Origin of the sequence: Pseudoalteromonas marina (assembly GCF_000238335.3) — a bacterium.
Lineage (GTDB): Bacteria > Pseudomonadota > Gammaproteobacteria > Enterobacterales > Alteromonadaceae > Pseudoalteromonas > Pseudoalteromonas marina.
In genome coordinates, this window is record NZ_AHCB03000007.1 from 283,292 (window position 1) to 308,257 (window position 24,966).

22 protein-coding genes are annotated in these 24,966 nt (G+C 40.4%); 6 read left to right on the top strand and 16 right to left on the bottom strand.

What is annotated here, in order from left to right:
- Nucleotides 1-91 precede the first annotated feature (91 nt).
- Entirely contained in the window at nt 92-2,227 is a 2,136-nt protein-coding gene (locus PMAN_RS12495) for a S8 family peptidase (protein WP_010556609.1), read from the top strand.
- Between the two features lie 322 nt (nt 2,228-2,549).
- On the opposite strand, the gene rpmG is transcribed toward PMAN_RS12495, so the two are convergent.
- The 3 genes from rpmG to radC form a co-directional block, all read right to left on the bottom strand.
- Nucleotides 2,550-2,705, bottom strand: coding sequence for a 50S ribosomal protein L33 (rpmG, locus tag PMAN_RS12500; protein ID WP_004587947.1), 156 nt, complete (start codon nt 2,703-2,705; stop codon nt 2,550-2,552).
- Between the two features lie 11 nt (nt 2,706-2,716).
- Entirely contained in the window at nt 2,717-2,953 is a 237-nt protein-coding gene (rpmB, locus tag PMAN_RS12505; protein WP_006793236.1) for a 50S ribosomal protein L28, read from the bottom strand.
- 270 nt (nt 2,954-3,223) lie between these two features.
- A complete protein-coding gene (gene radC, locus PMAN_RS12510; RefSeq protein WP_006793237.1) occupies nt 3,224-3,898 on the bottom strand; it encodes a RadC family protein in 675 nt (224 codons plus the stop codon).
- Between the two features lie 143 nt (nt 3,899-4,041).
- Between radC and coaBC the strand changes: the two genes are divergently transcribed.
- From coaBC to PMAN_RS12525, 3 genes are all read left to right on the top strand, one after another.
- Entirely contained in the window at nt 4,042-5,235 is a 1,194-nt protein-coding gene (coaBC, locus tag PMAN_RS12515) for a bifunctional phosphopantothenoylcysteine decarboxylase/phosphopantothenate--cysteine ligase CoaBC (RefSeq protein ID WP_010556610.1), read from the top strand.
- A gap of 100 nt (nt 5,236-5,335) precedes the next feature.
- Nucleotides 5,336-5,923 carry a nucleoid occlusion factor SlmA gene (gene slmA, locus PMAN_RS12520; protein WP_006794533.1) on the top strand — a complete coding sequence of 196 codons (588 nt, stop codon included), beginning with the start codon at nt 5,336-5,338 and terminating at the stop codon, nt 5,921-5,923.
- A gap of 162 nt (nt 5,924-6,085) precedes the next feature.
- Entirely contained in the window at nt 6,086-8,860 is a 2,775-nt protein-coding gene (locus tag PMAN_RS12525) for a S9 family peptidase (RefSeq protein WP_010556611.1), read from the top strand.
- A 157-nt stretch (nt 8,861-9,017) separates the two neighbouring features.
- On the opposite strand, the gene PMAN_RS12530 is transcribed toward PMAN_RS12525, so the two are convergent.
- The 5 genes from PMAN_RS12530 to rplU all read right to left on the bottom strand — a co-directional run bounded on the left by PMAN_RS12530 (nt 9,018) and on the right by rplU (nt 11,913).
- Nucleotides 9,018-9,392 carry a DUF3718 domain-containing protein gene (locus PMAN_RS12530; RefSeq protein ID WP_010556612.1) on the bottom strand — a complete coding sequence of 125 codons (375 nt, stop codon included), beginning with the start codon at nt 9,390-9,392 and terminating at the stop codon, nt 9,018-9,020.
- A 79-nt stretch (nt 9,393-9,471) separates the two neighbouring features.
- Nucleotides 9,472-9,963 (bottom strand): type 3 dihydrofolate reductase, encoded by a 492-nt coding sequence (gene folA, locus PMAN_RS12535; protein ID WP_010556613.1) that lies wholly within the window; start codon nt 9,961-9,963, stop codon nt 9,472-9,474.
- Between the two features lie 71 nt (nt 9,964-10,034).
- Entirely contained in the window at nt 10,035-11,186 is a 1,152-nt protein-coding gene (gene cgtA / locus PMAN_RS12540) for an Obg family GTPase CgtA (RefSeq protein WP_006794537.1), read from the bottom strand.
- A 141-nt stretch (nt 11,187-11,327) separates the two neighbouring features.
- The gene (gene rpmA / locus PMAN_RS12545; RefSeq protein ID WP_002957747.1) at nt 11,328-11,585 is read right to left on the bottom strand and encodes a 50S ribosomal protein L27; all 258 of its coding nucleotides are present in this window, start codon (nt 11,583-11,585) and stop codon (nt 11,328-11,330) included.
- 16 nt (nt 11,586-11,601) lie between these two features.
- Entirely contained in the window at nt 11,602-11,913 is a 312-nt protein-coding gene (gene rplU, locus PMAN_RS12550) for a 50S ribosomal protein L21 (protein ID WP_006794538.1), read from the bottom strand.
- A gap of 422 nt (nt 11,914-12,335) precedes the next feature.
- Here rplU and ispB point away from each other — a divergent pair, with 422 nt between their 5' ends.
- Entirely contained in the window at nt 12,336-13,307 is a 972-nt protein-coding gene (gene ispB / locus PMAN_RS12555; protein ID WP_008131122.1) for an octaprenyl diphosphate synthase, read from the top strand.
- 95 nt (nt 13,308-13,402) lie between these two features.
- On the opposite strand, the gene mdh is transcribed toward ispB, so the two are convergent.
- Entirely contained in the window at nt 13,403-14,335 is a 933-nt protein-coding gene (gene mdh / locus PMAN_RS12560; RefSeq protein ID WP_006794540.1) for a malate dehydrogenase, read from the bottom strand.
- A gap of 224 nt (nt 14,336-14,559) precedes the next feature.
- On the opposite strand from mdh, the gene argR reads away from it, so the two are divergent.
- On the top strand, nt 14,560-15,027 hold the full coding sequence (gene argR / locus PMAN_RS12565; RefSeq protein WP_006794541.1) for a transcriptional regulator ArgR: 468 nt from the start codon (nt 14,560-14,562) through the stop codon (nt 15,025-15,027).
- Here argR and PMAN_RS12570 read toward each other — a convergent pair.
- From PMAN_RS12570 to aceF, 7 genes are all read right to left on the bottom strand, one after another.
- Nucleotides 15,024-15,923 (bottom strand): Dyp-type peroxidase, encoded by a 900-nt coding sequence (locus PMAN_RS12570; protein ID WP_010556614.1) that lies wholly within the window; start codon nt 15,921-15,923, stop codon nt 15,024-15,026. The two genes, argR and PMAN_RS12570, sit on opposite strands and share 4 nt — an antisense overlap.
- A 46-nt stretch (nt 15,924-15,969) precedes the next feature.
- Nucleotides 15,970-17,019, bottom strand: a complete 1,050-nt coding sequence (locus PMAN_RS12575; protein ID WP_010556615.1) for an ABC transporter ATP-binding protein — start codon at nt 17,017-17,019, stop codon at nt 15,970-15,972.
- On the bottom strand, nt 17,020-18,651 hold the full coding sequence (locus tag PMAN_RS12580; protein WP_008131115.1) for an ABC transporter permease: 1,632 nt from the start codon (nt 18,649-18,651) through the stop codon (nt 17,020-17,022). It lies immediately after the preceding gene.
- Nucleotides 18,651-19,655, bottom strand: a complete 1,005-nt coding sequence (locus PMAN_RS12585; protein ID WP_010556616.1) for a Fe(3+) ABC transporter substrate-binding protein — start codon at nt 19,653-19,655, stop codon at nt 18,651-18,653. Before PMAN_RS12585 ends, PMAN_RS12580 begins: the two co-directional genes overlap by 1 nt.
- A gap of 792 nt (nt 19,656-20,447) precedes the next feature.
- Complete coding sequence (locus PMAN_RS12590; RefSeq protein WP_008131110.1) at nt 20,448-21,140, bottom strand: tRNA-uridine aminocarboxypropyltransferase; 693 nt, start codon at nt 21,138-21,140, stop codon at nt 20,448-20,450.
- Between the two features lie 310 nt (nt 21,141-21,450).
- Nucleotides 21,451-22,878, bottom strand: a complete 1,428-nt coding sequence (lpdA, locus tag PMAN_RS12595; protein ID WP_010556618.1) for a dihydrolipoyl dehydrogenase — start codon at nt 22,876-22,878, stop codon at nt 21,451-21,453.
- A gap of 175 nt (nt 22,879-23,053) precedes the next feature.
- Nucleotides 23,054-24,961: a pyruvate dehydrogenase complex dihydrolipoyllysine-residue acetyltransferase gene (gene aceF, locus PMAN_RS12600; RefSeq protein ID WP_010556619.1), complete on the bottom strand. Its 1,908-nt coding sequence runs from the start codon at nt 24,959-24,961 to the stop codon at nt 23,054-23,056.
- Nucleotides 24,962-24,966 lie beyond the last annotated feature (5 nt).

Sequence of the window (24,966 nt, forward strand, 5' to 3'; positions counted from 1 at the left end):
GTATTTTAACTTTATTAACACATAATTTACCTTTGTACCTGCATTGTGACAATTCATCACGATATAACTAATAAAAAATCTAGGGAAAATTATGACAACAAGTAAAACATTTAATAAGTGTGCAATTGCACTTACCATTAGTACGCTTTTTGCTACTGCATCAAGCATGGCTAACCCAGCACAAGCAATCGGCCCTTCAGTGGCAGATACAACAGCTAAACTTCAAAATCAAAGTGGCTTTGAAACGCAATTCATCATTAAATATAAAAATAACAACGTTGATGCACTGAGTTACTCTACTGCAGATGAAAGCCCTGTAAACATGAAAGCGCGTGCAAAAAACTTTGTTAAAAACTTTGCCTCTAAAAAAGGAAAAGTTAAAGCAAAGTACATTCGCGCAATGGCACTAAATAACCACCATGTTATGCGAGCAGATAAAAAACTTAGCGCAGCAGAAGCACAAGAGTTTATGCAAGAAATGGTTGATTCAGGCAACGTTGAGTACATTGAAGTTGACCAAATGTTAAAACCTTTTGCGACACCTAACGATCCGCGCTATGGCGACCAGTGGCACTACTATGAGCAAGCTGGCGGTTTAAACTTACCAACAGCTTGGGACACCGCAACAGGTAGTGGTGTAGTAGTAGCTGTTCTTGATACAGGTTACCGCCCTCATGCCGACTTAAACGCTAATATTTTGCCAGGTTACGATATGATTTCTAACCTATCGGTTGCTAACGATGGCGGCGGCCGTGATAGCGATGCACGTGATCCGGGCGATGCAGTAGCAGCCGGCGAATGTGGTAATAATGGTGCGCAAGGGTCTAGCTGGCATGGTACGCACGTTGCGGGTACTGTTGCAGCCGTTACAAATAATGGTGAAGGCGTTGCCGGTGTTGCTTATGACGCAAAAGTAGTTCCAGTGCGTGTACTTGGTAAATGTGGTGGTTTAACGTCTGATATTGCCGACGGCATTATTTGGGCATCTGGCGGTAACGTATCGGGCATCCCTGGAAACCCTAACCCAGCTGATGTTATTAACATGAGCTTAGGCGGAAGTGGCTCTTGTAGTTCTACAACACAAAATGCAATCAATACAGCTCGCAACAATGGCGCTGTTGTTGTTATTGCTGCTGGTAACGATAACGATAACTCAGCAAACTACAACCCAGGTAACTGTAACGGTGTTGTTAATGTAGCATCAGTTGGTCGAAATGGTGGCCGTGCTTATTACTCAAACTACGGTAGTAACATTGATGTTGCTGCACCCGGTGGTGCACAAAGCTTTGCTAACGATTCTGAAGGTGTTCTGTCTACGTATAACTCAGGATCGTCTTCTCCATCAACCGATAGCTATTCATTCTCTCAAGGTACATCTATGGCCGCTCCGCACGTAGCGGGTGTAGCTGCACTTATCAAGCAAGCAAAACCAAATGCTACGCCTGATGAAATTGAGAGTATTTTAAAATCGTCTACTCGCTCATTCCCTGCAACATGTAACAACTGTGGTACAGGTATTGTTGATGCTGCAGCTGCTGTTGCCGCAGCAAGTGGCGGTACAACACCACCTACAACAGGTGATAGTGAACTTGTTGATGGCGAAGCTAAAACAGGCTTAAGTGGTGGTGCTAACGCACAAGACTTTTACACCATGACCGTACCAAGCGGAGCAACCAATGTGACGTTTACAATGAGCGGTGGTACAGGTGATGCCGATTTATACGTTCGTGCTGGCAGCCAACCAACTACATCAAGCTACGACTGTCGTCCGTACAAAGGCGGCAACAGCGAAGAATGTTCTATCGATAATCCAACGGCAGGTACATACCATGTAATGCTTCGTGGTTACTCTGCTTACTCTGGTGTGAGTTTGGTAGGTAATATCACAGGTGCATCTTCTGGTGGCGGTTCAGGCACACCTGAAGCTGGTGGTGGTACTGTTAGTGACGTAAGTGCCAGTGCTGGTCAGTGGAAACACTACACACTAGATGTGCCTGCTGGTATGTCTACATTTACTGTAACTACTTCTGGTGGTACAGGTGATGCTGATTTATTTGTGAAGTTTGGTAGTCAGCCAACATCGTCTAGCTACGATTGTCGTCCATATAAAAATGGTAATGCTGAAACATGTACCTTTAATAATCCACAAGCCGGTACATGGCATTTAAGTGTAAATGCTTACAGAACTTTCTCTGGTTTAACTATTAGCGGACAATACCAACCATAATAGTAATTTCATAATCTTTGGGATAGCAAAGGCCAAACTGACTGTTTGGCCTTTTTTGTGAATAAGATAATTTTTTAGTTTAATGAGGCTTAATACTAACGAGCTATTTTTAGACAACTAAGCCTCGTCAATTACTAGAGGAAGCTTTTTTATATACCTGTTTTATATAAAGATTAAACGAAAAATATCGGTTTTATTCCCTAAAACTAGTTAGGTATAGTTGCTAATGAACATACGTATTAGTTCAAATATATTGCTAACTTATCACCAGAAAACAAAAAACCCAGCCTAAGCTGGGTTTTTAAATTCTAAAAAACTAAAATTACTTGATTTTAGCTTCTTTGAAAATCACGTGTTTACGAGCCTTAGGATCGAACTTTTTGATTTCCATCTTTTCAGGCATGTTACGTTTGTTTTTGTCAGTAGTGTAGAAAAAACCAGTACCGGCAGTTGAAACTAAACGGATTTTATCGCGCATGATTCAGTTCCTTAAACTTTTTCGCCGCGAGCACGGATTTCTGTAAGAACCGCGTCGATGCCTTTTTTATCGATAATACGCATACCTTTAGTAGTAGTGCGTAATGTTACAAAACGTTTTTCACTTTCAACCCAAAAACGGTGTGTTTGTAGGTTAGGTAGGAAACGACGTCTAGTCGCGTTTCTCGCGTGTGAACGGTGGTTACCAACCGCTGGACGCTTACCTGTAACTTGACATACTTTAGACATGTCTATATATCTCCAATAACTTCGCTCGAGCTTAATTTAATCTAAGGCCGTGTATTTCTGCCCTAGATAAATCGAAGGGCGCTCTTTATACAGCTTTTACAGGCAAAGATCAAATACTGATCTATCCAACCAGCTCATATGTAAATTTGATAGCGGCCAATTATAAAGATCGAATGCCCTTAGGGAAAGTAAAAACTGCATTTAAATTAAACTAATTTGCTAAAATGTATTAAACCGCTCATTTTTAGCACATTTCTATATCAAAGAGAGTTAAATAAGGCCACGCTCGGCAAACGAAACACACGTTTCACCTCCCACAATGATATGGTCAAGCACATTTATGTCTACTAATTGCAGTGCTTGCTGCAATTTATTGGTAATAAGCTTATCTGCTTGGCTTGGTTCAGCAATCCCACTTGGATGGTTATGGGCAAAGATAACAGCCGCTGCATTATTTTTAAGTGCCGCTTTAACAACCTCCCGCGGATATACACTTGCGGCATTTATTGTGCCGTAAAAAAGAATCTCATCTTTTACTAAGCGGTTTTGACTATCAAGATAAAGCACCATAAATACCTCTTGCTGTAGACCCCGCATTTGAATGGTTAGGTAATCGTACACTGAACTAGGGGAGTTAAACACGGCATCTCGTTGGCAGCGCTCCTGCATATAACGCTGACTTAATTCAAGTACCGCTTGTAATTGAACATACTTCGCCGTTCCCAACCCTTTTTGCGAACAAAATTCGTCCATGCTGGCATTAAACAAGTTATGTAATGTTTTATTTTCGTTCAGTAAGTGCTGAGCCAACTCTATTACGTTCATCCCCGGCAACCCGGTACGTAAAAATATGGCGAGGAGCTCTGCATCACTTAGCGCTTTAGCGCCTTTTTCGATAAGCTTTTCTCGTGGGCGTTGAGCATTGGGCAGTGAGGTTAGTTGCATTTTTTCATCCTTGAATAACTCATGTGTCTTATAAATGTAATGCAAAATAAAAATTTAGCTTGTAATTTTAAATTAAAAACTTAGCTGAACGAGTAAAGATTTGTTATTTTAGGCGCCATATTTAATAAGATTGACAGACAACCATGATGACGTTAACAAACAAAAAAATTGTACTGGGTATTAGCGGTGGAATTGCAGCCTATAAATGCGCTGAGCTCGTAAGACGATTAAAAGAGCATGGTTGTGAAGTAAAAGTTGTCATGACTGAGTCAGCTAAGCATTTTATTACGCCACTCACAATGCAAGCCGTTAGCGGCGAGATAGTATCGGATTCATTGCTCGACCCTGCCGCCGAAGCGGCGATGGGACACATTGAGTTTGCCAAGTGGGCTGATCTTATTTTAGTCGCTCCTGCAACATGTAATATCATTGCAAAAATGGCGACCGGCATTGCAGACGACTTACTGACGACTTTACTACTTGCGACCCCAGCAAAAGTTGCAGTAGCCCCAGCTATGAACCAGCAAATGTATGCACATGCTGCAACGCAAGCAAACCTAGCCACCTTGAAAGCGCGTAACGTACTTATTTGGGGCCCGGGTAAAGGAGAGCAAGCGTGTGGAGATGTCGGCTCAGGACGTATGCTTGAACCACATGAGCTTGTAGCGTTATGTGTTGAAAACCAACCTCCTCAAATTTTAGCTGGTAAAACAATTACGATCACCGCAGGCCCAACCCGTGAGCCGCTTGACCCTGTTAGGTTTATATCAAACCATAGCTCTGGAAAAATGGGTTACGCACTTGCAGAAGCCGCGTTGTTACTCGGTGCTAACGTTAATTTAATTTCTGGCCCTGTAACTATTAAAGCACCTATTGGTGCAAACCTAATAAATATAGAAAGCGCAGAGCAACTATTAAATGAAGCACTAGTATATGCACCGCAGTCGGATGCGTTTATTGGCTGCGCAGCTGTTGCCGATTACAGAGCTGGCGAAGTAGCAACTCAAAAAATGAAAAAGCAAGGCGACGAGCTAACACTAACGTTAGTTAAAAACCCAGATGTAATTGCAGCGGTTGCTAATATAGAAAAAAACCGCCCTTACACTGTGGGTTTTGCCGCTGAAACGCAAAACGTTGAGAGTTATGCTAAAGGTAAATTAGTTAATAAAAACCTAGATATGATATGCGCAAACGATGTATCGCAAAGTGGTTTAGGGTTTAATTCTGATCAAAACGCGTTGACTCTGTATTGGCAAAATAAACAGTTAGAATTGCCTGTTAGCAGTAAAAGTACAATTGCTTTAAAAGTGATCGAACAGCTGGCTAAACATCTATAAAAGGCTGGAAACAAACTGAATAAAACATTAACATATGCTTTTCATTTGAACAAAAAATGATTAACCCCAGCCAAGAATAACTAATAAAAAAGGAATGTTCATGCCTGCGACAAAAAGAAGTAATCGCAAAGAGCAAATACTGCAAGCACTCGCACAAATGTTAGAAACAAGCCCTGGCCAACGAATCACCACAGCTAAACTAGCTGCTGAGGTTGGTGTATCTGAAGCGGCTCTGTATCGTCATTTCCCTAGCAAAGCGCGCATGTTTGAAGGCTTAATCGAGTTTATTGAAGACACTCTTTTATCGCGCATTAACCTTATTTTAGAAAACGAAAAAGAAAGCCAAACCCGTGTTTATAATATTTTACTTTTACTTTTAACATTTGCCGAAAAAAACCCTGGTATTACTCGTATTTTAACCGGTGATGCGCTGCAAGGTGAACAAGAGCGCTTACGTGAACGCGTTCAAAGCTTTTTTGAAAAATTAGAAACCCAACTTAAACAAGTACTCAGAGAACGTAAGCTCCGTGAAGGTAAAAACTTCCAAAGCGATGAGCTTACACTGGCTAACTTTTTACTTGCCTATGTTGAAGGAAAGATGAATCAATTTGTGCGCAGTGACTTTAAAACTAAGCCAAGCGTGCAATTTGAAAAACAATGGCCTGAATTGCAAAAAATTTGGCTCTAACATAATTATACCCACTAAATTAATTTTAAAATAAAACGACCAAATGGTCGTTTTATCGTTTATACCTGTTACTTATCGCCACTACCTGCCTTCTATCCTATCTGGTCGAAATATTAGTCAAACTCGTTACAATAAAATAATGTTAAAAAACGAGATTCAATAATGAAAACAAAGCTCACTCTCCTAAGTAGCGCACTTATTACTGGCTTAGTCAGCACCGCGCCTAATGCAAAAGAGGCATTAGAATTTACAGATGTATTTAACTTTAAATCAGCCAAAGGCACACAACTATCTGAAGATGGACGTATTTTATCTTTAAGTGCCACGCCATACCGCGGCAATGCTGCAGGTCAGGTTTACTCTTTAACCTCAAATAGTTTAATCAGCGAAGTGGACCGCGGCACCAAGCCGTTTATAAACAAAGCAGCCAACTGGACTGCATTTACACAAGTACCCACATTACTCGAAAAAGAAACCACCAAGAAAAAAAACACGCTTAAAAATAACTTAGTACTAGTAAATACAGAAACAGGTGAGCAAAAACGTTTTGAGAATGTAAAAGACTACGCATTATCAAACGACGGGGTATGGCTTGCTTATCGCTTAGATAAAAAAGCAGATAAAACTGATAATGTAGAAAAAAATACCAAAAATGAGAGTGAATATGAAGACAGCAACGCCATTTCACCTGACAAAAAAGACAAGGTTTACTCGCTCGTTATTGTTAATTTAAAAAACCAACAAAGTGAAACTATTGATAATGTTTTTAGTTACAGTATAAGTGCTACCAATGATCAGCTTTTGCTAAGTCAAAGTTACCCTGATGGTAACGACAACCAAATAAAGCTAATCACACTAACATCTTTTAAAAGTGAAGTGCTAATTGATGAACCCGGTGTTATTGCTAATAAAATAGCATGGCACCCAATCGAAGCAACCGTAGCATTTACATTGGGTAATTATGTAAACGAAGATACCCGCCGTCGAAACCACTCACTACAATTGTGGAAAAACGAAACACTTTCAACTATTGAATCTACAAACAAAGAGTGGACTATAGGCAAAACCGCAAAACTAAGCTGGTCAGAAAACGGCGAACGCTTATACTTTGAAAACCGACCAAAACTTGCAGCGAAAGTAAAAGCCAAAGAATTCGTAGATGAAACCTCACTCTATGACATTGATACCATTCGCGAGCAAAAAGGCTTGGATGTTTGGCATAATAAAGACCCAGAGATAAAACCACGAGAAAAACAGCAATGGAACGCGGTTAATAAGCACCGTCATTACGAAGCCGTATACCATGTAAATTCACAAAAAGTGGTTCAACTGAGTACCCCTGCAATGCCTAGTGTTGCTCTTAATACAGAACGCGATACTTCCTTGCTGGGCTCGTCAAATTCTCCCTATTTAGAAAAAATAATGTATGGCGGCTTTTTTGCAGATTACTACGCCGTAAACATCAATACAGGCAAGCAAACTCCTATTGTGGCTAACAGCCCTTTTAGACCTTCTCTTTCTCCTAATGGCTTATTTGCGGCTTACTTTGCTGACAACGAAATACAACTAAAAGAATTAGCTAACAATAAAGTTACTCCGGTTACAAAAGCCATAAAAGCAACTTTTGCCGACGACAAACACGATTACCCATCAGATCAACCTGGCTATGGTTTTGCAGGCTGGATGAGCGATAGCAGCCAAGTACTTGCTTATAGCAAATATGATATTTGGGCGTTTAATGTAAACACCAATCAAGCTAAACGCTTAACAAATGGAAAGCAGACTAATACACAGTATCGCGTCATTAAGCTTGATAGAAACCAGGTAGGCTTTAAACAAGATGAAACACTGCTAGTTACTGCTGTTGACCTTCAAACAAAGCAAAGAGGGATTGCAAAGCTTGATTTAGAAAACACGACCATTACTGAAGTACTCAGTGGTGATAAACGTTTTGATATTGTTAAAAAAGCCAAGAAAGCAGATAGATACCTATTTACGGAACAGAGTTATCATCAGTTCCCAGATTTCTATCAAACCGACTTAAGCTTTTTAACCACACAAAAAGTAACTGATTTGAACCCTCAAACCGCAAATTTTGCTTGGGGTGAAAAACCTGAACTGATTAGCTACAAAGGCTTTGATGGAGAAGACTTACAAGGTGTTTTAATAAAACCTGACGGTTACAAAAAAGGCGATAAAGTACCTGTTGTCGTTTATTTTTATCGTTACATGAGCCAGCGTATGTTTGATTTTCCTAAAATGGAGTTAAATCATCGCCCTAATTTCCCAATGTTTACATCAAATGGCTACGCCATCTTTTTACCTGATATTCGTTTTGAAATAGGTCACCCGGGCAAATCGTCAACGCAAACCATGATCAACGCTACCCAAAAGTTAATAGATCTTGGTATTGCCGATCCAAACAAAATTGGCTTGCAAGGTCACTCATGGGCCGGGTACCAAAGTGCATTTATGATCACCCAAACAGATATGTTTAAAGCGGTTGTATCAGGCGCGCCGGTATCTAACATGACCAGCGCATACAGTGGCATACGCTTAAAGTCAGGCCTTGCTCGCCAGTTTCAATACGAAACAGGACAAAGCCGCATAGGTAAAAACTTATTTGAGGCACCAGAGTTATATATTGAAAACTCACCCGTATTTTTTGCTGACAAGGTCAATACACCAATTTTAATCATGTTTGGAGACAAAGATGATGCGGTGCCTTGGCACGAAGGCGTACAGTATTATTTAGCACTTCGTCGTGCAGGCAAAGATGCCACTTTTTTACAGTATGAAGGTGAACCGCATCACCTTAAAAAATTCCCAAATCAGGTCGATTTTTCAGTTCGTATGATGCAGTACTTCGATCATTACCTAAAAGGTCAGCCTGCAGCTAAATGGATGATTGAAGGTGAAGCATTTATAAGTGAGTGAACTGAGACATTCATAAATAAACATGATAAAAGCTGATCAGAGTACTCAGACTGATAGAGGCCGATATTACTCAGTAATATCGGCCTCTAAATAGTCAATTATTTTTCCAGCAACAAAAAAGCCGCGATAATCGCGGCTTTTTTTAAATTACTAATAATTACAAACCAGCACGGTCTTTAATTACAGGAATAAGCGCAGAACCTGCGTGATTGCCTTCAGCCCAGGCTATGTCGGCACCGTCTGACAATGAACTTTTAGATAAGTTTTTAACAATATACTCACCTGCATTTACTGCATTGCTGGCAACAGCATGACGCAATAAGTTATTACCGTTACATTGAATAGAATCATATATGTTACGAATTTTTACACGAGAGCTTTTTAACTTACTACGTAAACGGTTTTTATCATCTGCTGCGATATACTCGCAAATAGATATTGCTAGTTGATCATCAGCTTTTACTGGAGCTGTGTACGAAAGTGAAACTGCAGCGATAGCAGCAATAACAACTAACTTTGATAATTTAAACATTGTTGACCCTTGTTTGGTACTTTATTCCTACGTTAACTGGTTAATATTGTACCAACCTAGTTAACCTTACGCAATAATGTTAGCAGTATTTATACAAAGTTACGAATTTATAACTATGTTTATTTTTTTCGTCTGGCAGTTTAACTTGCTCTTCTTTCACTTCCCAATTTGCAATAGCTTGATAATCAGGGAACTGTGTATCACCTTCAACATCGAGATCAATAAAGGTTAAATATAAGCGCTCAGCTTGTGTTAAAAACTGCTGATAAACATTTCCACCGCCTATAATCATGACCTCTTCAACACCACAAACCAAGCTCAGCGCGGCCTCTGGACTTGTTACAGTTTCAATACCCTCGGCCTTATATTCAGTGTTGCGCGTAATAATAATATTGCGTCTACCAGGTAAAGGACGACCAATAGACTCAAAAGTTTTACGACCCATGATCACAGGCTTACCTGTAGTAACGGCTTTAAAATGTTGAAGATCTGCGGGTAAATGCCACGGCATTTTATTATCAAGACCAATAACACGGTTATTTGCCATAGCGGCAATCATTGAAATAATCACACTAAATACCTAGTACTTTATTATTAAAAAATAAAAAAGGAGCCACTGCTCCTTTTTATATTTAATGAAAATTAACGTTCGTAGACTACTTCTACATCGTAATCATCTTCATCCCAGTCATCCCAATCATCATCATCGCCTTTGGTGGCTTTTTGATGGTAGGTATCCCACTTAAATTCTATTTCTTCATCTTCAACTTGCTCAAACTTCTCTTTAGGCATGCTATCAAGCAATGTCATAATATCGTGTATAAGCGGTTGAGTATGCAGCTTGTTAATAGCTGAGATTTGATAAATATTTTCAGACTCACCTAGCTCTTGTGCAATAGCATCGCATAGCGCTTGTGCTTCATCTTCAGGTAACAAATCTATTTTATTAAACACTAACCAACGAGGCTTTTCTGCAAGCTTAGGACTGTATTGATGCAGTTCGTTTATAATTGCAAACGCATTATCGACTGGGTTTGATCCATCAACAGGCATTACATCAATGATGTGCAATAACACACGACAGCGCTCTAAATGCTTTAAGAAGCGGATACCTAAACCGGCACCATCAGACGCACCTTCAATCAACCCAGGTATATCAGCTATTACAAATGACTTGTTAGCTTCCGGACGCACTACACCTAAATTAGGAATAAGCGTTGTAAATGGGTAATCAGCTACTTTTGGTCTTGCTGCTGACACACTGCGAATAAAGGTCGATTTACCTGCATTTGGTAAACCCAATAAGCCCACATCCGCTAATAGTAGTAGCTCTAGTTTTAAGTTACGTACTTCACCGGGGGTACCTAATGTTTTTTGACGAGGCGCTCGGTTAGTACTTGATTTAAAACGTGCATTCCCCAAGCCGTGGAAACCACCTTTTGCAACCAAAATTCGTTGACCATGTTGGGTCAAATCACCAAGCCCTTCTTGCGTATCAACATCGGTTATACGTGTACCTACAGGGACCATTACAAACAAATCGTCTGCTTTTTTACCTGTACAGTTTCGGCTACGTCCGTTTGTGCCGCGCTCAGCTCTGTGAAAACGCTCAAACTGATAGTCAATAAGGGTATTTAAGTTTTCATCAGCTTGTAGATAAACACTACCACCGTCTCCACCGTCACCGCCGTCAGGCCCACCATCTGGGACATATTTTTCACGTCGGAAAGACACGATACCGCTTCCGCCGTCTCCGGCCTCTGCGCGAATTTCTACTTCATCTACAAACTTCATGATTACTCACTTTAGGGATTGGCTTGCTAATTTATACATTATATACCGAAGCCAAGCCGATTGCAGGCTTGGCTTTGGTATATATTTTTGTCTCAAAACAAAAAACCCCGCAAAGGCGGGGTTTTTTAACTACCTTACTGATTACTCAGTTACGATAGTTACGTATTTACGGTTTAAAGGACCTTTTTGTTCAAATTGAACTTTACCATCTGCTTTTGCAAAGATAGTGTGGTCTTTACCGATACCTACGTTTGTACCAGGGTGGAAACGTGTTCCACGCTGACGAACAATGATGCTACCCGCTAGAACTGATTCGCCACCAAAACGCTTAACACCTAGGCGTTTGCTTTCTGAATCGCGACCGTTACGAGTACTACCAGCTGCTTTTTTATGTGCCATTTCTAAGTACCTCTAATTAAGCGCTAATGCCAGTGATTTTAACTTCTGTGAACCATTGACGGTGGCCCATTTGCTTACGAGAATGCTTACGGCGTCTAAATTTAACAACCTTAATCTTCTCACCGCGACCATGTGAAACAACCTCAGCTGTTATCTTACCACCGTTTACGAACGGTACACCGATCTCGATCTTCTCACCATCAGCAACTAAAAGCACTGAATCAAATTCAACTGCCGCACCAGTTTCAACGTCTAATTTTTCAAGACGAATCGTTTGACCTTCAGTCACACGATGCTGTTTACCACCACTTTGGAAAACCGCGTACATAATTAACTCCGTCTGTGCACCCTCAAATCGGCGCAACTAAAATATTCTTCGATAGGGCGCGAAGTTTACGCTAACGCGAAATAACTAGCAAGCCTATTTTGTAATTAAAATGAATAAAAAGTAGCTGCTTTGAGAGCAATTCAATATTTTCTCTATTTTATATTAATTAAGCCTTTTGCCAAGCGCTTTTTAACTCTTTGCAAAAATAACCCTACTAATAAAATTACAACCTGCGTTGTACATTATTCAAACTCAAAAACCATCTTTCATCGTCTAGTAATTAAACACATTTGTGATTGAATTAAGCACTTATTAAGCACTTTAGGTAGGTTTTTTAAATCAATCGTCACAAAATATCGAGCTAGTGCGTTTTTTGTTGTACAATCTGCGCCGTTCACACATAAAAATTGGCTCGGAGATCAATGGATATAAAAGCTATCCAGGCGTTAATAGAAAGCGATATGAATGACGTCAATCAACTTATACATGCGCAAATGCGCTCAGAGGTGGCGTTAGTAAACCAACTTGGTTTATACATAGTTAATAGCGGCGGCAAACGCGTTCGCCCTATGTTGGCTATTTTAGCTGCCAAAGCGCTAGGATATACTGGTAAAGACCACATTACACTTGCGACCATTGTTGAGTTTATTCACACCGCTACCTTATTACACGACGACGTTGTTGATGAGTCAAACTTACGCCGAGGCACCCCGACCGCTAACGCTGAATTTGGTAATGCTGCTAGCGTATTAGTTGGCGACTTTATATACACGCGCTCATTCCAGTTAATGGTTGGTTTAGGCAAAATGCAAATTATGCAAATACTCGCCGATGCTACCAATATCATTGCTGAAGGTGAAGTGCTGCAACTTATGAATTGCAACGATCCAGACACAACCGAAGCCAGCTACATGCAAGTTATTTACTCCAAAACGGCTAAGCTGTTTGAGGCTGCTACCGGGCTTGCTGCTATTATTACCAATAATGATGAAGCCACGCTCAATGCATTAAACTTATACGGTATGCACTTAGGTACGGCATTTCAGCTTGTTGACGACGTGCTTGATTATAACGCCGATGCAGACCAGCTAGGTAAAAATATAGGCGATGATCTAGCCGAAGGTAAGCCTACCCTACCACTTATATATGCAATGCAACACGGTAATGCGCATCAAACACAGTTAATTCGTGATGCTATTGAGCACAGTAATGGTATGGAACATTTAGAAGAGATTTTATCTACGTTAAAACAAACCAATGCGCTTGAGTTTACAATGCAAAAAGCAGAGCTTGAAGCCGATAAAGCAATTGCTTGCTTAGATTTTCTACCAGAATCTGAATACAAGCACGCATTGGTAAGCTTAGCCCGTATAGCCGTTGACCGTGATCACTAGCCTTAACGAGCCTGTTATTTAACACTAATAGTAAATAACATTCGAGCAACAAAAAAGCCTGCAAATGCAGGCTTTTTTAATGCTCATTCTGGCTATTACGCCATGAAATCAACACCTTCTTTGATGTCTTTTTTCAGTGTCTCAAGCATATCGTTCTTCGCTTTTTCTTCAAATGCGCTTAGCTCGCCGTAAGAAAGAATTTCTTCAACGCCGTTTTTACCTAAACGTACTGGGTGTGCAAAATACTCTGCATCACCATCTTCAACAGCAACGTATGCGTAATCTACAACATCTTCACCTTGTAGGCCTTTAACTAAAGACATACAAAAACGTGCTGCAGCAGCACCCATTGATAATGTAGCTGAACCACCACCTGCTTTAGCATTTACTACTTCAGTACCTGCATTTTGGATACGTGGAGTAAGTGCAGCAACTTCGTCTTCAGTGAAAGTTACGCCTTCAACTTGAGAAAGTAGAGGAAGAATAGTTGTTCCAGAGTGACCACCAATTACTGGTACTTTAACTGTAGCAACGTCTACGCCTTTAAGTTCAGCAACAAATGCTTCTGAACGAATCACGTCAAGCGTAGTAATACCAAATACACGGCTTGCATCGTATGTACCTGCTTTCTTGAACACTTCAGCAACAATCGGTACTGTGCCGTTTACTGGGTTAGTAATGATACCCACAAGTGCTTTAGGACAACTAGCTACAATGCCTTCAGCTAGTGTTTTGATGATACCGGCATTTACGTTAAATAAATCTGCACGATCCATACCTGGTTTACGTGGCATACCCGCTGGGATTAAAACAATATCAGCACCGTCAAGCGCTTTGTTTAAATCGTCTGCGCCAAAACCTGCTACTTTAACATCAGTTGGGATGTGTGATAGGTCAACAGCAACACCTGGTACAACTGGTGCAACATCGTAAAGTGATAATTCAGAACCAGCTGGTAAGCCTGTTTTTAATAGTAAAGACAATGCTTGACCGATACCGCCTGCAGCACCTAATACAGCAACTTTCATTGGAATTCTCCGTCATTTGAGGTAGGAAATACTTGTGGCCCTTAAGATAATGAAATTAGCGCCTAAAAACAAATTTATCGGGCCTATTTTGCGATATTTTCGACCATAGTTGTAAACTTTGGTGGTTTATCGCATCAAACTGTCAAGTTGACTAAACAACTGCTGCATAATTATTCATTTTTGTGTACTATTTACAGCATAAATAACAATAATGAATAAAGACTATGCAACCTCAAGATAAACAAGAAGCATTGGTAAAAGCGTTTAAATCACTTTTAAAAGAAGAAAACTTTGGCTCTCAAGGCGAAATAGTTGATGCGCTTAAAGAGCAAGGCTTTGACAATATAAGCCAGAGTAAAGTGTCACGCATGTTAAGTAAGTTTGGTGCTGTGCGAACCCGCAACGCTAAACAAGAAATGGTTTACTGCCTACCCGCTGAAATGGGAGTGCCGACAGCTAAAAGCCCATTACGCCAGTTAGTCATTGATATTATGCATAATGAAATGATGATTATTATTCGCACCAGTCCAGGCGCTGCGCAGCTTATTGCCCGCTTACTTGACTCGTTAGGAAAGGCCGATGGTGTATTAGGTACTATTGCCGGAGACGATACTATATTTATTGCCCCAGCAAAAATTTCTGAAATAGACGTTACGCTTGAACGAGTACGTATTTTATTTGATACGGTTTAAATTTGCTTTAAAAACCCAACTGAGGGGGCAAAAAAAGCTGACCCCATATCGGCTTGAGTAAAATCAAGCCAATGGTCGTAACACTCCCCCTCCCCTAAACGGCTATTTAATACAGCCTCAAATGCAGTACCAGTACTTGCGCAGCTTATGCATAACATACCTTGCTCATAAACATCGCCATAAGGCATGCTTTGATTCAACAAAAGGGGTTGCCCCTCTTCATCTTTTAACTCACTACGCGTGGCATGACTGGTATTTAGTGCTGGGGTTATAAGCGTATTATCAAGTCGTGTACGGCCCATAATTTGCTCTTGCTCACTGAGCGATAAGTGCTGCCAAACAGTTAAGTCGTGTTTATAGCGCTGAACATGAATATAACTTCCCTGATCTTCAAAACAACCAGGTTTATTAATTAAAGCAGTTAAACGCTTTTTTCTTCCGTGTGGCATATCACCACCATAAATAAAACCATTAAAATCTCGGCCATCTAAAAAACGAAAGTTACGTATTTGCTCCACCAGCTCTACATCAGGTGCAAAAAGCTTTAAAACTTGTAATGCAAATAAGTGGTTTACGTCTTCCCTGTCTGAACGTACCTGAACAAACAAGTCACACGGCTGAACACTCATTTGGTGATCTGTATGATTTATATTGGGAAAGCTTTGCAGCTCACTAGGGATATACTCAGGAAGAATATGAGGCCAATATTGGGCGCCAATGGCAACAACGCACGACAACATCGACTCTGAAAACTGATCATTAAACTCTTCTTCAATTGCGCTTACTTGTTTTAATTTAGCGCGCAATGATTCGTCTTGACCATCAAACACATTAAAAAATAAATGCAAACCATGCAGGTTTGCTTCAGCACAAATCCCAGATTGCGCTTGCGCCATTGTTATTCCTCAGTTTTACAGATATATACACAGTGAATCACATTAACTATGATTCAAAAAAATTCACTGTGTGGGGTTTTATTTTTATTATAACCTGCTCATTGATTTCAAATGATTGGCCATATTGCGCTTCAACTTCAAGCGTTTGTTCGGCTATAACAACTTTATAAACATACGCAGAGCCAATAAAGCGACGACTTAATATTGTAGCCCGTTTACTGAGTTTGTCACTTTGACACTCTTGCACAAGTTCAATTTGGTGAGGTCGCACATATAACTCACCACTACATGGATAGCAGCTCGTTTGCATATCTGACTCAACGGTGCCAAAAGGTGTTTTATATTCAGTAGCCGTTAATGCTTCTGCGGATAAGTATATGCCTTGACCTAGAAACTCTGCAACCACCTTTGACCTAGGAGCAGCAAAAAGCTGCTCTGGCGTGCCTTGTTGAGCAATATTACCGCGGTCCATAATGGCAAGCGTGTCAGAAAAAGCAAAAGCTTCTTCTTTTGAATGGGTAACAAATACCGCTGATACTTGTTGAGCCTTAATAATGCGGCGAATATCTGCAATTAATTCAAAACGAACTTGAGTATCTATATTTGAAAACGGCTCATCAAGAAGTAGTAAACTTGGTTTATAAGCCAATGCACGGGCAATTGCAACGCGTTGCTGCTGCCCACCAGAAAGCTGGTGAGGAAACCTATCTGCACAGCCTGACAAATGCACTAACTGAAGCATTTCATCCACACGCTGTTGTTTTTCGGATTGGCTCATTTTACCCAACCCAAACGCAATGTTATTTGCTACGCTTAAATGAGGAAACAACGCGTAATCTTGAAACATCATACCTATATTTCGGTGCTCTGGTGCAATAAATGTTGACTCATCACTTACCAGCTTGCCATCTATAAATACACTTCCATGCTTGGCCTCAACTAAGCCTGCAATGGCTTTTAATGTGGTGGTTTTACCGCAGCCACTGGCACCAAGCAAGCACACAATCTCATCTTTACCCACGGTTAAGTCTAAGTTTTCGATCACCTTTGTACCGTTATAGTGATAGCTGACACCTTGCAAAATTAAACTACTCATTTAAGTGTGTTGCTCCATAGAACGATTAATAAAATACAAGGGGATAAATCCAACAATAACAATAGATAAAGCAGATATAGAAGCCAGCTCTAACTGCTCATCACTCACGTACTGAAAAACATGCGTTGCTAGACTTTCAAAGTTAAATGGTCTGAGTAATAACGCAGCAGGAAGTTCTTTCATGCATTCAATAAAAACGAGTAAGGCAGCTGTCAGTAAGCCTCTTCTTAATAAAGGTAGGTGCACTAAACGCAATGTTTGGCCTTGGCTTTTACCCATAGACTGACTTGCCATATCAAGTGATGGACTAATACGCACAAAGCTCGACTCTATCGCTCCGTGAGCAATGGCATAAAACCGAACGACATAAGCAATCACAATAGTAAACACACTGCCTGTTAGTAACAAACCTATGTCTAAATTATAAGGCTCTAATACATTATTAATACTACTTTCTAACAGTGTTAGAGGTAATAAAACGGCAATTGCTAATACGGTGCCAGGCAGTGCATAGCCCGTACTCGCTAGTCGCCCAGGAACGAGAGGGTAAGACTGTGTTGCTATACGCTGATAAAAAACAACAAAAACACCTAATGCAATTGTTATTACGCTCACAACGCCTGCCACTTTTAGGCTTTGCCACGCATAATTAAAAAACTCAGCACTCCATGCTTTTTCAAAGTAGGTAATGGCGTAATTAAGTAATACTGCAATCGGAATCACAAAAGATACAAGTAAAACCGTGCCACAAAATGCCGTTGCTAACCAAGCCGACTTTCCCTTTAAAATATAAAGTGCTTCACTATTTACGCCCGATTGGCGTTCAAATACAGCTTGATTACGACGACTAAAGCGCTCTGCCATAAGCGCTAAAAATAGAAGTAACAGCATGACACCTGATATTTTTGCAGCAGCAGTCAAGGAGTAATAACCAAACCATGTATCGTATACCGCGGTTGTGAGCGTGCTAACAGCAAAATAACTTACTGTTGCAAAATCGGCCATTGTTTCCATACTAATAAGCGCAAGGGCGGCAACAATAGAACCACGAGATAATACAAGACTCACTTTAAAAAAACTTTTAGTTGGGGAAAGTCCCATTAATTGACTTGCCTGTACCAATTTAAAAGACTGCTCTCTCAAAGCCGTTTTAAAAATTAAAAATAAGTATGGGTAAAGCACCAAGGCAATCATGACTATTGCGCCCGGCAGGGTACGTATATCAAAAAACCAATAGTCACTGGGAGATTGCCAGCCAAACCACTCCCTTAGAGTTATTTGCACGGGTCCTGCGTAATCAAGTAAATCAGTATACACGTAGGCAATAATGTAAGTAGGCATAGCAAGGGGCAGCATGAGCGCCCATTCAAAATGTTTTTTACCGGGAAAGTTACAATAAGCAGTTAGCCAACCAAGTGGCAACGCTATAACACTACTGAGTGCACACACACCTAATATAAGTAGTACAGTATTAGAAATGTAATCCCAAAGCACAGTGTCCCAAAGGTGAGTAAAAACCTCTGAGTTGCCTTGTAGCGATTCAAAAAGAAGGAAGAACAACGGGGCCGACAAAACTAAACCTGTCGACCACGCGAATAGCTGCCATTTAGACAGCTTAAATTTATAAGTCATTAAAGATCGAACTTCACCTCATCAATTAACTTAAGCGCTAACGGACGATATTTACTGATCTCATCAAGTGGCAAGCTATCTTCTTTAAAGCTGCCCCATGATGCAACCAAACTGGATAATTGCACACCAGGCTTAACTGGGTATTCCATATTAAGCGATGCATACATGTTTTGCGCTTTATTGTCGGTCATATACTCTATGAGTTTCAAGGCATTTTCAGGGTTTTTAGCATATTTAGTGATAACAGCCCCCGAAACATTAATATGTGAACCACGATTAATTTGATTAGGGAAATTAATGTGTACCGCCTCAGCCCATGCTTTTTGTTCTTCGTCTTGCAACATTTTACCCAAGTAGTAACTATTGCCTAACGCAAGATTACATAGCCCCTCTTTAACGGCTTTAACTTGAGCACGGTCATTGCCTTGTGGTTTACGTGCTAAATTAGCCTTGACGCCTTCAAGCCATGTTTTAGTTTGCGCTTCACCGTGATGAGCAATCATTGAAGCAACTAACCCTAGGTTATACGGATGTTTACCTGAACGAGTACAAATTTGCCCTTTATACTTTGGATCGGCTAGTTCTTCGTAAGTGAGCTTTGGTAATGCGCCCAAACGATCTTTCGACGAATATACATTTCGCACGCGTTTTGTTAGCGCAACCCATTGACCATCTCCATCTCGAAAAGCAGAAGGTACGTTAGCATTTACATTAGTGCTATTAATTGTTTGAGTTAAGTTTAAATCTTCCAATTGAATGAGTGCACTAAAATTAGAAGTAAGAACTAAATCAGCTTTACTATGTTTACCTTCGCGTTTTACACGCTCGATTAAGCCTTTTTTAGCAAACACAACATTTGTTTTAATACCGGTTTGTTTTGTAAAATCGTCTAAAATAGGTTGTATTAAAAAAGGTTGGCGAAAAGAGTAAATATTAACAACATCATTTGCAAAGGCTGGCGCCGATACGATAAATCCTAAAGCGATAGCGAGTGTTTTCTTCATTATTCCACCTAAATAGTAATTATTATCAATAATTCTACCGTGAACAGTTAAAAAGTGCACACCCTAAATACCCATAAATACTAAAAAAGCGTCCAAAACAGAAATACCCTGTAAGAGATATCTCACGGAAGTGGCAGCTTATAAGTAAAACACCGATTAAAAACCTACCAAAAAAAACATAAACCATTGATATTAAATAACTATATAATATTTAACAATAATAATACATAAACTATTTAGCGTTTTTGTCCTACTTTAGTTGGACCATCCACCTATAATTAACACATCAACTAAGCAATGACGCTTAACGAGTAAAAGGACAGGGATTAATTACTCGCAAACCAGTGACTGGTTATTAAGGATAACACGGAGTTAGGACAGGCTCAGGATGAGCATCGCAACGGAGTGTTAATAAACGGACAGCATCAGGAAGATGCATAAAGGAGTGCAACATTGGAGTGTTGCTTAACAGGAAGTTGAAGGAATATAAAGGACAGGTCTTAACAGGCAACACAATGGACTGATAACAACACGGAAGCACTAGGACGTGCAAATGAAGGATTTGGTAATAGGTTTTACCGCAACAGGACGTTTAGGAATAAAGGAGATAAGCCCGGATTGGCTTATATTGCATAGAACTAAAAAGTAATATAGCAATAAACATGGAACAGTAAAAATTGGAGTTGATTAAGTTCAATTGCAGGATGCAGAAAATTAGAAGATTCCGCAAGCGCGCCTAGAGATAGAGCGCGCTTTTCTTTGCCCTAAATTTAATACTCAATACAATCGGTATTAGAGAGACTCTGGTCTACCTTTATTTCGTTTTCCCATAAGATACGCATCTCTAAACTTTATAAAGTGATCCTCAAGCTTTTTAGCTGCATCCATTTCACCCGCGAGTGCTAGCACTAAAATACCCACTTCAGCTGTGCCTAATTGATGCGCATGAGGCGCAACTCGTAAGCGATAATCTGATAACTTATCAGCTGTAATAGACAATACGGGCAAGTTATCTAAATATGGGCTTTTACGAATCATTTTTTTCGCTTCACGCCATGTACCATCTAAAAATATGAATAGCGGCTTTTTATTAGGCTCAATATTCACTTGCGTAATAGCTCGCCCCTCTTCTACATCCTCAGCAGGAAAAATAACCATTGGCTGATATTGCTCATCATTAATAAGCGCTATTAGCGCATCATCTGGATTAGTTCTATCCCATTTAAAAGCATGGTTATCGGGTATAATTTCGGCAATTAAACGCCCCGTATTTGAAGGTTTAAAACTTTCGTTATGGTACATCAATAAACACACTGCAGCATCGCACTGCGCTTTCTCTACGCCTTCACAAATACAGTAGTGCTTTGCAATTAAGCATTGCTCACAACGTGCTAACTTAGCGCCACGGGCATTAAATTCGCGACGAGATTCACTAATTTGCTGAGCGCGTAATACCAGTACTGAATTATGGGAAGAGTGAGTCACTGTGATTAATTACCTTAAATTTGATCGGCGCATATTGTAGCTAAAAACGTGATGAATAGATATCAGCTATCAGCTATCAGCTATCAGCTATCAGCTATCAGCTATCAGCTATCAGCTATCAGCTATCAGCTATCAGCTATCAGCTATCAGCTATCAGCTTCAGCTATCAGCTATCAGCTATCAGCTATCAGCTCAAAATAAAATGGCATTTTATTAAAGCAAGTTTTGTTTATGTTTGGATTAACAGCTATAAAACAAAAAACCCAAGCCGAAGCTTGGGTTTTAAAAAAGCGTTGCTAGTTAAAAGAACTTACTTCTTCTTTTTAACTGCTTTTTTGTTTGGTAAATCAGTGATTGAACCTTCAAAAATTTCAGCTGCAAGGCCAATTGATTCGTTCAATGTTGGGTGAGCATGAATAGTAAGTGCTAAGTCTTCACCATCTGCACCCATTTCAATACCTAAACCGATTTCGCCAAGCATTTCGCCCGCGTTAATACCAATCATAGCACCACCAATTATACGGCCGCTTTCTTTATCAAAGATAAGCTTAGTAGAACCCTCAGTACGAGAAGATGCAATTGCACGACCTGAAGCAGCCCACGGGAATACCGCAGTTTCAATGCTTAAACCTTGCTCTTTAGCTTCTTTCTCAGTAACACCTACCCATGCAATTTCTGGGTCAGTGTAGGCAATTGAAGGAATACATTTAGGGTCGAAGAAATGCTTCTGACCAGAGATAACTTCTGCAGCAACATGACCTTCATGAACCGCTTTATGCGCAAGCATAGGCTGGCCAACTAAGTCACCAATTGCAAAAATATTGCTTACATTAGTACGTAACTGTTTATCAACGTTAATAAAACCACGCTCATCTACATTTACGCCTGCTTTTTCAGCATCAAGTAAATTACCGTTAGGCGTACGACCTACTGCAACAAGTACTTTGTCGTAACGTACTGGCTCAGCTGGTGCATTTTTACCTTCAAATGTAACGTATAAGCCATCGTCTTTCGCTTCAACAGCAACAACTTTAGTTGAAAGCATAACGTTAAACTTATCGCTTACGTATTTTTGGTAAATTTTGATAATATCTTTATCAGCTGCAGGAACTAATTGATCAGCAAATTCTACTACATCAATGGCAGAACCTAATGCGCGGTAAACAGTTCCCATTTCAAGACCGATGATACCACCGCCTAAAACAAGTAGTTTTTCAGGAATATCTTTAAGCTCTAATGCGCCAGTTGAGTCAATTACACGGTCATCTTCTGGGATGAAAGGTAAATTAACTGGTTTTGAACCTGCGGCAATAATAGCATTGTCGAATGTGATAGTAGTTATACCGTCAGCACCTTCAACAGCTAAAGTGTTGCTACCAGTAAATTTACCATAGCCTGGTACAACTTTAACTTTACGCATTTTAGCCATGCCGTCTAAGCCGCCCGTAAGCTGACCAACAACAGACTCTTTCCAAGAACGGATTTTGTCTAAGTCAATTTGCGGTGCACCAAAAGTAACACCATGAGATGACATTTCTGCAGCGTCATCAATTACTTTAGCTACGTGTAAAAGTGCTTTTGAAGGAATACAACCAACATTAAGACATACGCCGCCTAATGTTTCACGCGATTCTACTAATGTAACTTCTAAGCCCAAGTCAGCAGCACGGAAAGCCGCAGAGTAACCACCAGGACCACCGCCTAGTACAACAACTTGAGTTTTTAATTCGTTGCTCATGCTATTACCTTAATTGTTTGAACGGGACACTGCCCTAAAATTTAACTGCCATGTTTCTGCATGGGCAGAAAATCAGAGCAATTCACAAATAGTGCAAAGATTGTATCATTGCATATAGTAAAAATCCCAGCTAAAAACAACTGGCTGGGATTTGATTTTGTTCATATTGTAGCGATTACATCACTAATTGACGTATGTCGCTCATGTAGCTAGCAAGCGTTGCGGTAAAGCGTGCAGCTAGTGCACCGTCAATCACGCGGTGATCGTATGACATAGACAACGGAACCATTAATTTAGGCTCAAAGTCTTTACCGTTCCACTTAGGTTTCATTTCAGATTTAGATACACCTAAAATAGCAACCTCTGGTGCGTTAACAATTGGCGTAAATGCCGTACCACCAATACCGCCTAAACTTGAAATAGTAAAACAACCGCCTTGCATATCTGATGCAGTTAGCTTGCCTTCACGCGCTTTTTTAGATACTTCCATAAGCTCACGAGATAGCTCAATAATGCCTTTTTTGTCCACATCTTTAAACACTGGAACAACTAAGCCATTAGGCGTATCTACCGCAACACCAATATTGATGTACTTTTTAAGAATCAAGCTTTCGCCATCTTCAGACAGCGACGAGTTAAACGTTGGGAACTCAGCAAGTACTTTAGCCGCAGCTTTCATCACAAACACTAGAGGTGTGATTTTAACGCCAAGCTTTTTCTTCTCGCTTAATACGTTTTGTTCTTTACGGAATACTTCAAGGCTTGTGATATCTGCTTCGTCAAACTGTGTAACATGCGGGATTTGTACCCAGTTACGGTGTAAGTTTTTACCCGATAGCTTTTGAATGCGAGACAGTTTTTTCTCTTCAATTTCACCAAATTTAGCAAAATCTACTTTTGGCCAAGGAATTAAGCCAAGCTCACTGCCACCAGCATTACCTGCTGATGCTGAAACTTGACCAGACTCAACTTGCTTTACTAAGCTTTTAACATAGTTTTGCACGTCTTCTTTAACCACACGGTTTTTACGACCCGTGCCTTTTACGTTCGCTAAGTTAATACCAAACTCACGTGCTAAACGACGAACAACTGGCGATGCATGAGCATACGCGCTATTGTTTTCAAAACTTTCAGAGCTTGCTTTAGCAGATGATGCTGGTTTTGACTCTGCCTGAGCTGCCGGCTTAGATTCTGCTTTAGGCGCTGGTGCTGATTTTTCTGCAGGTGCTGCAGCTGGTGCACTACCCGCCACTTCAAATACAAAAATCAATGAGCCAGTTTTAACTTTATCGCCCGCTGCTACTTTGATTTCTTTAACTGTACCTGCAAATGGCGCTGGTACTTCCATAGCCGCTTTGTCGCCTTCAACGTTCAAGATAGATTGCTCTTCTTCAACGGTATCACCAACAGCAACCATGATTTCAGTTACTTCAACTTCATCATCGCCAATATCAGGGACGTTTACTTCTTTAGTGCTTGGCTCAGCGCTTTGAGCAGTCTCTGCTGGCGCAGATTCTTGCTTAGGCGCATCTGATGCGGGTACGCTCGAACCTGCAACCTCAAAAACAAATACTAATGAACCTGTTTTTACTGTATCGCCAGTAGCTACTTTTATTTCTTTTACTGTACCAGCAAACGGTGCAGGTACTTCCATAGCCGCTTTGTCGCCTTCAACGTTTAAGATAGATTGCTCTTCTTCAACTGTATCGCCAACAGCAACCATGATTTCTGTTACTTCAACTTCGTCATCACCAATGTCTGGTACGGTTACTTCTTTAGTTGAAGAACCTGAAGCGCGAGCTGGTGCTGCCGATTCAGCAGGTGCTTCAGGTGCTGAATCAGCACCTGCGCTTTCGCCTTCAAATATAAATACTAAAGAACCCGTTGTTACTGTATCGCCAACATTTACTTTAATTTCTTTTACGGTACCCGCTTGCGCAGCAGGTACTTCCATTGAGGCTTTGTCGCCTTCAACTGTCAGTAAGGATTGGTCAACATCTACTTTGTCACCAACGCTTACTAAGATTTCGGTTACTTCTACGTCATCGCCACCGATATCTGGAACATTAATTTCAATACTCATTGCAA